This window comes from Pseudomonas sp. P179 (assembly GCF_000478485.2).
Classification (GTDB): domain Bacteria; phylum Pseudomonadota; class Gammaproteobacteria; order Pseudomonadales; family Pseudomonadaceae; genus Pseudomonas; species Pseudomonas aeruginosa.
Map to the genome: position 1 here is coordinate 244185 of NZ_KI517354.1, position 12782 is coordinate 256966.

6 protein-coding genes and 2 CRISPR repeat arrays are annotated in these 12782 nt (G+C 61.3%); all 6 genes read left to right on the forward strand.

Annotation, left to right across the window (positions count from 1 at the left end; all coding sequences use genetic code 11):
- A CRISPR array of direct repeats spans positions 1–2309; the repeat unit is 28 nt; unit sequence GTTCACTGCCGTGTAGGCAGCTAAGAAA.
- Positions 2310–2570: 261 nt separating this feature from the next.
- From cas1f to cas6f, 6 genes are read left to right on the forward strand one after another with little or no spacing between them, the layout of a single operon-like run.
- Positions 2571–3545, forward strand: coding sequence for a type I-F CRISPR-associated endonuclease Cas1f (gene cas1f / locus HMPREF1224_RS13945; protein WP_010793035.1), 975 nt, complete (start codon positions 2571–2573; stop codon positions 3543–3545).
- Positions 3542–6772, forward strand: coding sequence for a type I-F CRISPR-associated helicase Cas3f (gene cas3f / locus HMPREF1224_RS13950; protein ID WP_010793036.1), 3231 nt, complete (start codon positions 3542–3544; stop codon positions 6770–6772). Before cas1f ends, cas3f begins: the two co-directional genes overlap by 4 nt.
- A 57-nt stretch (positions 6773–6829) precedes the next feature.
- On the forward strand, positions 6830–8134 hold the full coding sequence (gene csy1, locus HMPREF1224_RS13955) for a type I-F CRISPR-associated protein Csy1 (protein ID WP_004343803.1): 1305 nt from the start codon (positions 6830–6832) through the stop codon (positions 8132–8134).
- Entirely contained in the window at positions 8121–9104 is a 984-nt protein-coding gene (gene csy2 / locus HMPREF1224_RS13960; protein ID WP_003116910.1) for a type I-F CRISPR-associated protein Csy2, read from the forward strand. Before csy1 ends, csy2 begins: the two co-directional genes overlap by 14 nt.
- A gap of 10 nt (positions 9105–9114) precedes the next feature.
- Positions 9115–10143 carry a type I-F CRISPR-associated protein Csy3 gene (csy3, locus tag HMPREF1224_RS13965; protein ID WP_003143949.1) on the forward strand — a complete coding sequence of 343 codons (1029 nt, stop codon included), beginning with the start codon at positions 9115–9117 and terminating at the stop codon, positions 10141–10143.
- Positions 10144–10146: 3 nt separating this feature from the next.
- Entirely contained in the window at positions 10147–10710 is a 564-nt protein-coding gene (cas6f, locus tag HMPREF1224_RS13970; RefSeq protein ID WP_003162920.1) for a type I-F CRISPR-associated endoribonuclease Cas6/Csy4, read from the forward strand.
- A gap of 183 nt (positions 10711–10893) precedes the next feature.
- Positions 10894–12481: a CRISPR direct-repeat array (repeat unit 28 nt; unit sequence TTTCTTAGCTGCCTATACGGCAGTGAAC).
- The last annotated feature ends 301 nt before the right edge of the window (positions 12482–12782 follow it).

The window sequence follows — 12782 nt, forward strand, 5'->3', positions numbered from 1 at the left end:
CGTTCACTGCCGTGTAGGCAGCTAAGAAATGGGGCGAAACCCCTAGGCGCCGGGCTAGCTCGTTCACTGCCGTGTAGGCAGCTAAGAAATCCTCAAGTTTTGTCAGCCGAGCCAGCATTTCGTTCACTGCCGTGTAGGCAGCTAAGAAATCGATGCCCCGGCGAACCGGGGCGGGGTGGTTGTTCACTGCCGTGTAGGCAGCTAAGAAATGATTGCTGCGGCACCTGAACTGCTCTCCATTGTTCACTGCCGTGTAGGCAGCTAAGAAATACCCCTCATTAGCCCGGCAAGTCCGGGCATTGTTCACTGCCGTGTAGGCAGCTAAGAAAACTCTGCGCCTCGACGTCGGGATCTACGAAAAGTTCACTGCCGTGTAGGCAGCTAAGAAAAAAATGAAACGGATCAGCTCGCCGACAATCTCGTTCACTGCCGTGTAGGCAGCTAAGAAATGGAGCGCTGCACCATTACCCGCGCAGCCCGAGTTCACTGCCGTGTAGGCAGCTAAGAAAACCCGAATGCATCACCAACCCACGGCGTGCCCGTTCACTGCCGTGTAGGCAGCTAAGAAACTCCAGAGCGGGTCCGACAATAGTCAAAACCCGTTCACTGCCGTGTAGGCAGCTAAGAAAAGGACTCAGCGAGCCTTCACAAGACGCCTCCAGTTCACTGCCGTGTAGGCAGCTAAGAAAATCGAGCAGTGCATCGCCGTCTACAACCAGCTGTTCACTGCCGTGTAGGCAGCTAAGAAATGATCGACATCAGGAACGCCCACAGAGGCCGCGTTCACTGCCGTGTAGGCAGCTAAGAAAATCACGCCCCAGCCACTTTTCAACCCCGCACTGTTCACTGCCGTGTAGGCAGCTAAGAAAGGTGTGTGCGGCCAGCTCGGACCCGAACTTGAGTTCACTGCCGTGTAGGCAGCTAAGAAAAGTCACAGCCGCCGCAGCAGCCAGACCGCCCGGTTCACTGCCGTGTAGGCAGCTAAGAAATTAGCGAGTCACCGGGACAAAGGTGACCACGGGTTCACTGCCGTGTAGGCAGCTAAGAAATGTCCGAACTCCCATCTGTTGCCCTGATCAACGTTCACTGCCGTGTAGGCAGCTAAGAAAAGAAACTGCGGAACCGGAAGTGCATTGATCAAGTTCACTGCCGTGTAGGCAGCTAAGAAAAAGTTCGTGACTGAGCACCGGCACCTGGGCATGTTCACTGCCGTGTAGGCAGCTAAGAAAATCACGTGTGATTTTCGATGAACGTGATTTTTGTTCACTGCCGTGTAGGCAGCTAAGAAAGGAACGAAGCGGGTGCGACACGTCGCAACTGCGTTCACTGCCGTGTAGGCAGCTAAGAAAAGACCATCACACCGGTGACGCTGCACATCGTCGTTCACTGCCGTGTAGGCAGCTAAGAAAGCATAAAAGTGCCAACGTCGACTTTGTAGCGTGTTCACTGCCGTGTAGGCAGCTAAGAAAAGGAGGTTCTGGTCCGTCGCCCAGTTCCCGGTGTTCACTGCCGTGTAGGCAGCTAAGAAATCGCCCGTCACGGAGCCCGCCGCCTTGGTCACGTTCACTGCCGTGTAGGCAGCTAAGAAAAGAATGGACTGCCGAGCGCCGGCCGCCAGTTGGTTCACTGCCGTGTAGGCAGCTAAGAAACGGCATTGCTGAATGCCATAGCGGATCTGCTCGTTCACTGCCGTGTAGGCAGCTAAGAAAGGCATCCCCGAGCGCAAGCTTCCATCCCCGCCGTTCACTGCCGTGTAGGCAGCTAAGAAAAGCGGCCTGGACCTGGTTCGGCCCGTCCAGGCGTTCACTGCCGTGTAGGCAGCTAAGAAACAGAAGCGCCGGCCGTTGGCGAAGAACCAGTAGTTCACTGCCGTGTAGGCAGCTAAGAAAGATACCTGACGGCCTGGTGCTGGATCACCTGTGTTCACTGCCGTGTAGGCAGCTAAGAAATGTCCTTTCAACTCGGTCTGCTCGTAGAGGTTGTTCACTGCCGTGTAGGCAGCTAAGAAATTGAGAAGCCGCGGGTGTCTAAGAAACTGGTAGTTCACTGCCGTGTAGGCAGCTAAGAAAAAGACGTGGCAGGCGGCCTACAACCACGACGAGTTCACTGCCGTGTAGGCAGCTAAGAAATGACTGCGGGGCTGCACGACATAGTCGTCGACGTTCACTGCCGTGTAGGCAGCTAAGAAAGTATGAAGTGTGTTACCGCGTGGGCGATTCCTGTTCACTGCCGTGTAGGCAGCTAAGAAATCGTAGTGGCCCCACGTCGGCGGTAGCTCGCCGTTCACTGCCGAGTAGGCAGCTAAGAAACTCGAACCCACCTCGGCCACAACAGCCACCGGGTTCGCTGCCGTCTAGGCAGAACCACCCTCCCCATCCCGCTACCAAACATCCGAATATAAAAGTTCCTACCCCGCCCGCCAGCCTCGCCCGTCCACGACAATGTGCCCCGCTTGGAAGCTCACGCTCCTCATACAGACGAAAACGGGGTAGCGGCAATCGGCCATATCCGCTAAACAGTTGCCTTGGCGCAGAATTCGATAGATCCGATAGGGACAGGCCACGGTCAGCATGGACGACATTTCTCCCAGCGAACTGAAGACGATCCTTCACTCCAAGCGTGCCAACCTGTACTACCTGCAACACTGCCGGGTACTGGTCAACGGCGGGCGGGTCGAGTACGTCACCGACGAAGGCCGGCATTCGCACTACTGGAACATCCCCATCGCCAACACCACCAGCCTGTTGCTGGGCACCGGTACCTCCATTACCCAGGCAGCCATGCGCGAACTGGCCAGGGCCGGGGTATTGGTAGGCTTCTGCGGCGGCGGCGGAACGCCGCTGTTCAGCGCCAACGAAGTGGACGTCGAGGTGTCCTGGCTGACGCCGCAGAGCGAATACCGCCCCACCGAATACCTGCAGCGCTGGGTCGGCTTCTGGTTCGATGAGGAAAAACGCCTGGAGGCCGCCCGGCACTTCCAGCGGGCCAGGCTGGAGCGGATTCGCCACAGTTGGCTGGAAGACCGCGTATTGCGCGACGCCGGCTTCGCCGTCGATGCCACCGCGCTGGCAGTTGCCGTGGAAGATTCCGCCCGAGCGTTGGAGCAGGCTCCCAATCATGAGCATCTACTGACCGAAGAAGCGCGCCTGAGCAAGCGCCTGTTCAAGCTCGCAGCCCAGGCCACCCGCTACGGCGAGTTCGTCCGCGCCAAGCGCGGCAGCGGCGGCGACCCGGCCAACCGCTTCCTCGACCATGGCAACTACCTGGCCTACGGCCTCGCGGCGACCGCCACCTGGGTGCTGGGCATTCCCCATGGACTGGCGGTGCTACACGGCAAGACCCGGCGCGGAGGCCTGGTGTTCGATGTGGCGGACCTGGTCAAGGACTCGCTGATCCTGCCGCAGGCATTTCTTTCCGCCATGCGCGGCGACGAGGAACAGGACTTCCGCCAGGCCTGCCTGGACAACCTGAGCCGCGCACAGGCCCTGGACTTCATGATCGACACGCTGAAAGACGTGGCGCAGCGGAGCACGGTGTCCGCATGAACATCCTGCTGGTGTCGCAATGCGAAAAGCGCGCCCTGAGCGAAACCCGCCGCATTCTCGACCAGTTCGCCGAGCGCCGCGGCGAACGGACCTGGCAAACGCCCATCACTCAAGCCGGACTGGATACCCTGCGACGCCTGCTGAAGAAAAGCGCACGGCGCAACACCGCCGTAGCCTGTCACTGGATCCGCGGCCGCGACCACAGCGAACTGCTGTGGATCGTCGGCGATGCCAGCCGCTTCAACGCCCAGGGTGCGGTGCCGACCAACAGGACCCGCCGCGACATCCTGCGCAAGGAAGACGAGAACGACTGGCACAGCGCCGAGGACATCCGCCTGCTGACGGTGATGGCAGCGCTGTTCCACGATATCGGCAAGGCCAGCCAGGCCTTCCAGGCCAAACTGCGGAACCGCGGCAAACCGATGGCCGATGCCTATCGTCACGAATGGGTATCACTGCGCCTGTTCGAAGCCTTCGTTGGCCCAGGCAGCAGCGACGAGGACTGGCTGCGGCGCCTGGCGGACAAGCGAGAGACGGGCGATGCCTGGCTGTCGCAACTGGCCAGGGACGACCGGCAACCCGCGCCACCCGGCCCGTTCCAGAAAAGCCGGCTACCGCCGCTCGCCCAGGCGGTCGGCTGGTTGATCGTCAGCCATCATCGCCTGCCCAACGGGGACCATCGCGGCAGCGCCTCGCTGGCACGCTTGCCGGCCCCCATCCAGAGCCAATGGTGCGGTGCACGCGACGCAGACGCAAAAGAAAAGGACGCCTGCTGGCAGTTCCCCCACGGCCTGCCCTTCGCCAGCGCCCATTGGCGCGCCAGGACAGCGCTATGCGCGCAGAGCATGCTCGAGCGTCCCGGCCTGCTGGCTCGGGGACCGGCCTTGTTGCATGACTCCTACGTCATGCATGTGTCCCGACTGATCCTGATGCTCGCGGACCACCACTATTCCAGTCTCCCTGCCGACTCCCGGCTGGGCGACCCGAACTTCCCCTTGCACGCCAACACCGACCGGGACAGCGGCCAACTAAAGCAGCGCCTGGACGAACACCTGCTCGGCGTCGCCCTGCACAGTCGCAAGCTCGCCGGCACCCTGCCACGCCTGGAGCGACAACTACCGCGCCTTGCCCGGCACAAGGGCTTCACCCGCCGGGTCGAGCAGCCGCGCTTCCGCTGGCAGGACAAGGCCTACGACTGCGCGATGGCCTGCCGCGAGCAGGCTATGGAGCATGGATTCTTCGGCCTCAACCTGGCGTCGACCGGTTGCGGTAAGACCCTCGCCAACGGCCGCATCCTGTATGCGCTGGCCGATCCGCAACGCGGCGCGCGTTTCAGCATCGCTCTCGGCCTGCGCAGCTTGACCCTGCAAACCGGGCAGGCCTACCGCGAGCGGCTCGGCCTGGGCGACGACGACCTCGCTATCCTGGTCGGCGGCAGCGCCGCCCGCGAACTGTTCGAAAAGCAGCAGGAGCGCCTGGAGCGCAGCGGTAGCGAGTCAGCCCAGGAACTGCTGGCGGAAAACAGCCATGTACATTTCGCCGGCACGCTCGAGGACGGCCCTCTACGCGAGTGGCTCGGCAGGAACAGCGCGGGAAACCGCCTACTCCAGGCGCCCATCCTGGCCTGCACCATCGACCACCTGGTGCCCGCCAGCGAAAGCCTGCGCGGCGGACACCAGATAGCGCCACTGCTCCGCCTGATGACTTCCGACCTGGTGCTCGACGAGGTCGACGACTTCGATATCGACGACCTGCCCGCCCTGTCGCGGCTGGTGCACTGGGCCGGCCTGTTCGGCAGCCGCGTGCTGCTCTCCTCCGCGACCCTGCCGCCGGCCTTGGTGCAGGGCCTGTTCGAGGCCTATCGCAGCGGCCGGGAAATCTTCCAGCGCCATCGTGGCGCTCCCGGACGCGCTACGGAAATCTGCTGCGCCTGGTTCGACGAGTTTTCCAGTCAATCCAGCGCCCACGGCGCCGTAACCTCCTTCAGCGAAGCGCACGCGACCTTCGTCGCCCAGCGTCTGGCGAAGCTCGAGCAACTGCCGCCACGTCGCCAGGCGCAGCTATGCACCGTGCATGCCGCTGGCGAGGCCCGTCCCGCGCTGTGCCGCGAGTTGGCCGGGCAGATGAATACCTGGATGGCTGACCTGCATCGCTGCCATCACACCGAACACCAAGGACGTCGCATCAGTTTCGGCCTGTTACGGCTGGCCAACATCGAACCCCTGATCGAACTGGCCCAGGCCATCCTCGCCCAGGGTGCGCCCGAGGGGTTGCATGTCCATCTGTGTGTCTACCATTCGCGGCATCCCCTTCTGGTCCGCTCGGCCATCGAGCGACAACTCGATGAACTGCTGAAGCGTTCGGACGACGACGCCGCCGCGCTGTTCGCTCGTCCGACGCTGGCCAAGGCGCTCCAGGCCAGCACGGAGCGGGATCATCTGTTCGTCGTACTCGCCTCGCCGGTGGCGGAGGTCGGTCGCGACCACGATTACGACTGGGCCATCGTCGAACCCTCCTCCATGCGCTCGATCATCCAGTTGGCCGGGCGAATCCGCCGCCATCGCTCCGGCTTCAGCGGCGAGGCCAACCTGTACCTGCTATCGCGCAATATCCGCTCGCTGGAAGGGCAGAATCCGGCGTTCCAGCGGCCCGGCTTCGAGACTCCCGACTTCCCTCTTGACAGCCACGACCTGCACGACCTGCTCGACCCCGCCCTACTCGCCCGCATCGACGCCAGCCCACGAATCGTCGAACCGTTCCCACTGTTCCCACGCAGCCGGTTGGTCGACCTGGAACACCGACGCCTGCGCGCGCTGATGCTTGCCGACGACCCACCGTCGTCCCTGCTCGGCGTACCGCTCTGGTGGCAAACCCCGGCATCGCTCAGCGGCGCCCTGCAAACCAGCCAACCATTTCGCGCAGGCGCCAAGGAGCGATGCTACGCCCTGCTGCCGGACGAGGACGACGAGGAGCGCTTGCATTTCAGCCGCTACGAAGAAGGGACCTGGAGCAACCAGGACAACCTGTTGCGCAACCTCGACCTCACCTATGGCCCGCGCATCCAGACATGGGGCACGGTCAACTATCGGGAGGAGCTAGTCGCAATGGCCGGCCGCGAGGACCTCGACCTGCGTCAATGCGCCATGCGCTACGGCGAGATGAGATTGCGAGAAAACACCCAGGGATGGAGCTACCACCCTTATTTGGGGTTCAAGAAATACAACTGAGGAGCACAGCTTTCGAATGCGAGCACTCGTCAATGACAATCGACCAAGGAGGCATGGATGACCTCTCCCCTCCCAACGCCTACGTGGCAGGAGCTTCGCCAGTTCATCGAATCCTTCATCCAGGAGCGCCTCCAGGGCAAGCTGGACAAACTCCATCCCGACGAAGACGACAAGCGCCAGACATTGCTGGCCACCCACCGGCGGGAGGCCTGGCTGGCAGATGCCGCCCGGCGGGTTGGCCAGTTGCAGTTGGTGACCCACACGCTCAAGCCGATCCATCCCGACGCCCGCGGCAGCAACCTGCACAGCCTGCCGCAAGCACCCGGGCAACCGGGCCTCGCCGGTTCCCATGAGCTAGGTGACAGGCTGGTCAGCGATGTGGTGGGCAATGCCGCGGCGCTGGACGTATTCAAGTTTCTTAGTCTCCAGTATCAGGGTAAAAATCTTCTGAACTGGCTGACAGAAGACAGTGCCGAGGCAGTACAGGCGCTGTCCGATAACGCCGAACAGGCTCGCGAATGGCGGCAAGCGTTCATCGGCATCACGGCCGTCAAAGGCGCTCCCGCGTCCCACAGCCTGGCCAAGCAGTTGTACTTTCCCCTGCCCGGTTCCGGCTACCACCTGCTAGCACCGCTGTTTCCCACCAGTCTGGTGCATCACGTCCACGCTCTGCTCCGCGAAGCGCGCTTCGGCGACGCGGCCAAGGCGGCACGCGAAGCGCGCAGCCGCCAGGAGTCATGGCCCCACGGATTCAGCGAGTACCCCAACCTGGCGATCCAGAAGTTCGGCGGTACCAAGCCGCAGAACATCAGTCAGTTGAACAGCGAGCGCTATGGGGAGAACTGGTTGCTACCTTCGCTTCCGCCACATTGGCAAAGACAGGACCAGCGCGCACCGATACGCCATTCCTCGGTCTTCGAACATGACTTCGGGAGAAGCCCTGAGGTGTCCCGGCTGACCCGGACCTTGCAGCGCCTCCTTGCCAAGACCCGCCATAACAATTTCACCATCCGCAGATATCGCGCCCAACTGGTCGGGCAAATCTGCGACGAAGCCCTGCAATACGCCGCCCGTCTGCGCGAACTGGAGCCCGGCTGGAGCGCAACCCCCGGGTGCCAACTGCATGACGCGGAGCAGCTCTGGCTCGATCCGTTGCGCGCACAGACCGATGAGACGTTCTTGCAGCGCCGACTACGAGGTGACTGGCCTGCCGAGGTCGGAAATCGCTTCGCCAACTGGCTGAACCGGGCGGTCAGCAGCGACAGTCAGATACTGGGTAGCCCGGAAGCCGCCCAATGGAGCCAGGAGCTGAGCAAGGAACTGACGATGTTCAAGGAGATACTCGAAGATGAGCGTGACTGATCCCGAGGCGCTGCTGTTGCTGCCACGCCTGTCCATCCAGAACGCCAACGCCATTTCCAGCCCCTTGACCTGGGGTTTCCCTTCGCCCGGCGCTTTCACCGGATTCGTCCATGCCTTGCAGCGTCGAGTCGGAATCTCCCTCGATATCGAACTGGACGGTGTCGGCATCGTCTGTCACCGCTTCGAAGCGCAGATATCGCAACCGGCCGGCAAGCGCACCAAGGTCTTCAACCTGACCCGCAATCCGCTGAACCGCGACGGTTCCACCGCAGCCATCGTCGAAGAAGGGCGCGCCCATCTGGAGGTCAGTCTGCTGCTCGGAGTGCATGGCGATGGTCTGGACGATCACCCCGCACAGGAAATCGCCAGGCAGGTACAGGAGCAGGCTGGCGCCATGCGCCTCGCCGGTGGCAGCATCCTGCCCTGGTGCAATGAGCGCTTCCCGGCTCCGAACGCCGAACTGCTGATGCTGGGTGGCAGCGACGAACAGCGGCGCAAGAACCAGCGCCGGCTTACCCGCCGCCTGCTCCCCGGCTTCGCCCTGGTGAGTCGCGAGGCGTTGTTGCAACAACATCTGGAAACCTTGCGCACCACGCTCCCCGAAGCCACCACGCTCGATGCACTGCTCGATCTTTGTCGAATCAACTTCGAGCCTCCTGCAACCTCGTCCGAAGAAGAAGCATCGCCGCCCGATGCAGCCTGGCAAGTGCGCGACAAGCCCGGCTGGCTGGTGCCGATCCCGGCTGGCTACAACGCCCTGTCACCCCTGTACCTCCCCGGCGAAGTGCGAAATGCCCGTGATAGGGAAACACCGCTGCGCTTCGTCGAAAACCTCTTCGGTCTGGGCGAATGGCTCAGCCCCCATCGCGTCGCCGCGTTATCGGACCTGCTTTGGTATCACCACGCCGAGCCTGACAAAGGGCTCTACCGCTGGAGCACACCCCGTTTCGTCGAACACGCCATCGCATAAGGAAATCAGCATGTCCAAGCCAATACTGAGCACCGCTTCCGTCCTCGCCTTCGAACGTAAGCTCGACCCTTCCGACGCCCTTATGAGCGCTGGCGCCTGGGCGCAACGCGACGCCTCGCAGGAATGGCCGGCCGTGACCGTGCGCGAGAAGTCCGTACGCGGCACCATCTCCAACCGCCTCAAGACCAAGGACCGTGACCCGGCCAAGCTGGACGCCTCGATCCAGTCGCCCAACCTGCAGACGGTGGACGTGGCCAACCTGCCGAGCGACGCCGACACCCTCAAGGTCCGCTTCACCCTCCGTGTGCTCGGCGGCGCCGGAACACCGTCTGCCTGCAACGATGCGGCCTACCGTGACAAGCTGCTGCAAACGGTCGCCACCTACGTGAACGAGCAGGGCTTCGCCGAGCTGGCTCGTCGTTATGCGCACAACCTGGCCAACGCCCGCTTCCTGTGGCGCAACCGGGTGGGCGCGGAAGCGGTGGAAGTCCGTATCAACCATATCCGCCAGGGCGAGGTGGCTCGCGCCTGGCGCTTCGACGCCCTGGCCATCGGCTTGCGCGACTTCAAGGCCGACGCCGAACTGGACGCGCTCGCTGAACTGATCGCCAGTGGCCTCTCAGGCAGCGGGCATGTCCTGCTCGAAGTGGTCGCCTTCGCCCGTATCGGCGATGGCCAGGAAGTCTTCCCCTCCCAGGAACTGATCCTCGACAAAGGCGACAAGAAAGGCCAGAAGAGCAAGACCCTGTACAGCGTGCGCGATGCCGCGGCCATCCACTCGCAGAAGATCGGCAATGCCCTGCGCACCATCGATACCTGGTATCCCGACGAAGATGGCCTCGGCCCCATCGCCGTGGAGCCCTACGGCTCCGTCACGTCCCAGGGCAAAGCCTATCGCCAGCCCAAGCAGAAGCTGGACTTCTATACGCTGCTCGACAACTGGGTACTGCGCGACGAGGCGCCCGCCGTGGAGCAACAGCACTATGTGATCGCCAACCTGATCCGTGGCGGCGTGTTCGGTGAAGCCGAAGAGAAGTAAGCCATGGACCACTACCTCGACATTCGCTTGCGACCGGACCCGGAATTTCCCCCGGCGCAACTCATGAGCGTGCTCTTCGGCAAGCTCCACCAGGCCCTGGTGGCACAGGGCGGGGACAGGATCGGCGTGAGCTTCCCCGACCTCGACGAAAGCCGCTCCCGGCTGGGCGAGCGCCTGCGCATTCATGCCTCGGCGGACGACCTTCGTGCCCTGCTCGCCCGGCCCTGGCTGGAAGGGTTGCGGGACCATCTGCAATTCGGAGAACCGGCAGTCGTGCCTCACCCCACACCGTACCGTCAGGTCAGTCGGGTTCAGGCGAAAAGCAATCCGGAACGCCTGCGGCGGCGGCTCATGCGCCGGCACGATCTGAGTGAGGAGGAGGCTCGGAAACGCATTCCCGATACGGTCGCGAGAACCTTGGACCTGCCCTTCGTCACGCTACGCAGCCAGAGCACCGGACAGCACTTCCGTCTCTTCATCCGCCACGGGCCGTTGCAGGCGACGGCAGAGGAAGGAGGATTCACCTGTTACGGGTTGAGCAAAGGAGGTTCCGTTCCCTGGTTCTGAAGAACCCCGTCAGCACCTCATCGGCATGTCCGCAACGAAGTTCCATGGAAAGGGACTTCGTTTCGACTGGTGACCCCGGCCGACAGCGAACCGCATCAATCGATACTTCAGGGCTGCTGGCCGTTTCTTGACGACCTATGTGGCAGTGAAATCGCCCGAAGCCCGCTTATGAACTTCGGGACATTTTTTAGCTGCCTATACGGCAGTGAACGCCAGCGCGAACCAGCACTCGCAGCAGCTGGTTTTCTTAGCTGCCTATACGGCAGTGAACTGAGCTACAGCGAATCCGTGGCCTCCGGTGATTTTCTTAGCTGCCTATACGGCAGTGAACGCCAGCGCGAACCAGCACTCGCAGCAGCTGGTTTTCTTAGCTGCCTATACGGCAGTGAACTGAGCTACAGCGAATCCGTGGCCTCCGGTGATTTTCTTAGCTGCCTATACGGCAGTGAACGCCAGCGCGAACCAGCACTCGCAGCAGCTGGTTTTCTTAGCTGCCTATACGGCAGTGAACTGAGCTACAGCGAATCCGTGGCCTCCGGTGATTTTCTTAGCTGCCTATACGGCAGTGAACGCCAGCAGGCCGACATGATGATCGTGCTCACTTTTCTTAGCTGCCTATACGGCAGTGAACCGGGCCTTCGCTTCGGCATCGACACGCTGGTTTTTCTTAGCTGCCTATACGGCAGTGAACGAGTGCATCTTCGTATCGCTGGATGCGCTTCTTTTCTTAGCTGCCTATACGGCAGTGAACGTCTTGCGCGACCGTGCGCGCTCGATCACTGCTTTCTTGGCTGCCTATACGGCAGTGAACCTATGCCAAGTGGCTGAACTCCGCCTCGGATTTTTCTTAGCTGCCTATACGGCAGTGAACGATATCAAGTCATTGTCCTGCGGGGCTTTGCGTTTCCTAGCTGCCTATACGGCAGTGAACAACCATGCGCTGCGGCTGGTCATCAGCGAGCATTTCTTAGCTGCCTATACGGCAGTGAACCGGGGGATATCGCTCAGCTCGGGCTGGATGTTTTTCTTAGCTGCCTATACGGCAGTGAACGCTATGAGAGGGAAATGCGCCGGATGGCAGCGTTTCTTAGCTGCCTATACGGCAGTGAACAGGAAATGGTGAGTCAAGAGATCAGAGTCCTTTTTCTTAGCTGCCTATACGGCAGTGAACTTGCTCAGGGATGCTATGCGGGTTGTCGGACATTTCTTAGCTGCCTATACGGCAGTGAACCAGTTATCCGGATTACCGGCCTGCTGCGGACATTTCTTAGCTGCCTATACGGCAGTGAACCCATCCTCCGCGAATTACTAGCCGTCGGGCCCTTTCTTAGCTGCCTATACGGCAGTGAACGGTACTCGTCTGCTCGCATCACATGCCCTCCCTTTCTTAGCTGCCTATACGGCAGTGAACCCGGGGCATCGAGGACAACGAAATGAGCCTGATTTCTTAGCTGCCTATACGGCAGTGAACTGCGACCAGGTCCGCGGTAATCCCTTCTGACATTTCTTAGCTGCCTATACGGCAGTGAACAACAGTTCGTAGGTCTGGCCCGCACTGTTCCTTTTCTTAGCTGCCTATACGGCAGTGAACTATACGAGCAGATAGCCGCCCTCGATCAGCAATTTCTTAGCTGCCTATACGGCAGTGAACAGAGACGCCCCCAGCTGGCGGGTCGCCATCCTTTTCTTAGCTGCCTATACGGCAGTGAACAGCAGCGGAGTAAGCCCTGGCTGCATGGCGGATTTCTTAGCTGCCTATACGGCAGTGAACTAGACCAAAAAACCATCAACCTTCCAAGCTCCAAGGGCTCCAGCGCCAAAGCCCGGAAAAACCCTCTTTTTGCAGCGATCTCTAACCCTCTGATCTAAAAGGGCTTTAAAAAACCACCAAAAAAAGGGTTCCCAAGCATAGCGTCCATCCCCTGTTTTCTCCATGCCGGCGTAATGTTCAGAACGGCCTAGCTGTTCAGCGGGCTTGTGCCATCGGAGACTTCGTACAAGGCTTAGCCATTGCCGTCCTACAGGCGCTGTCAGTAGGCTTTTTTCGCCGGCGACTTCGGTTCCCGGCAGGC

Coding starts and splice junctions, on each gene's coding strand:
- cas6f (WP_003162920.1), top strand. CDS start 10,147: ATGGACCACTACCTCGACATTCGCTTGCGACCGGACCCGGAATTTCCC.
- csy1 (WP_004343803.1), top strand. CDS start 6,830: ATGACCTCTCCCCTCCCAACGCCTACGTGGCAGGAGCTTCGCCAGTTC.
- csy3 (WP_003143949.1), top strand. CDS start 9,115: ATGTCCAAGCCAATACTGAGCACCGCTTCCGTCCTCGCCTTCGAACGT.
- csy2 (WP_003116910.1), top strand. CDS start 8,121: ATGAGCGTGACTGATCCCGAGGCGCTGCTGTTGCTGCCACGCCTGTCC.
- cas1f (WP_010793035.1), top strand. CDS start 2,571: ATGGACGACATTTCTCCCAGCGAACTGAAGACGATCCTTCACTCCAAG.
- cas3f (WP_010793036.1), top strand. CDS start 3,542: ATGAACATCCTGCTGGTGTCGCAATGCGAAAAGCGCGCCCTGAGCGAA.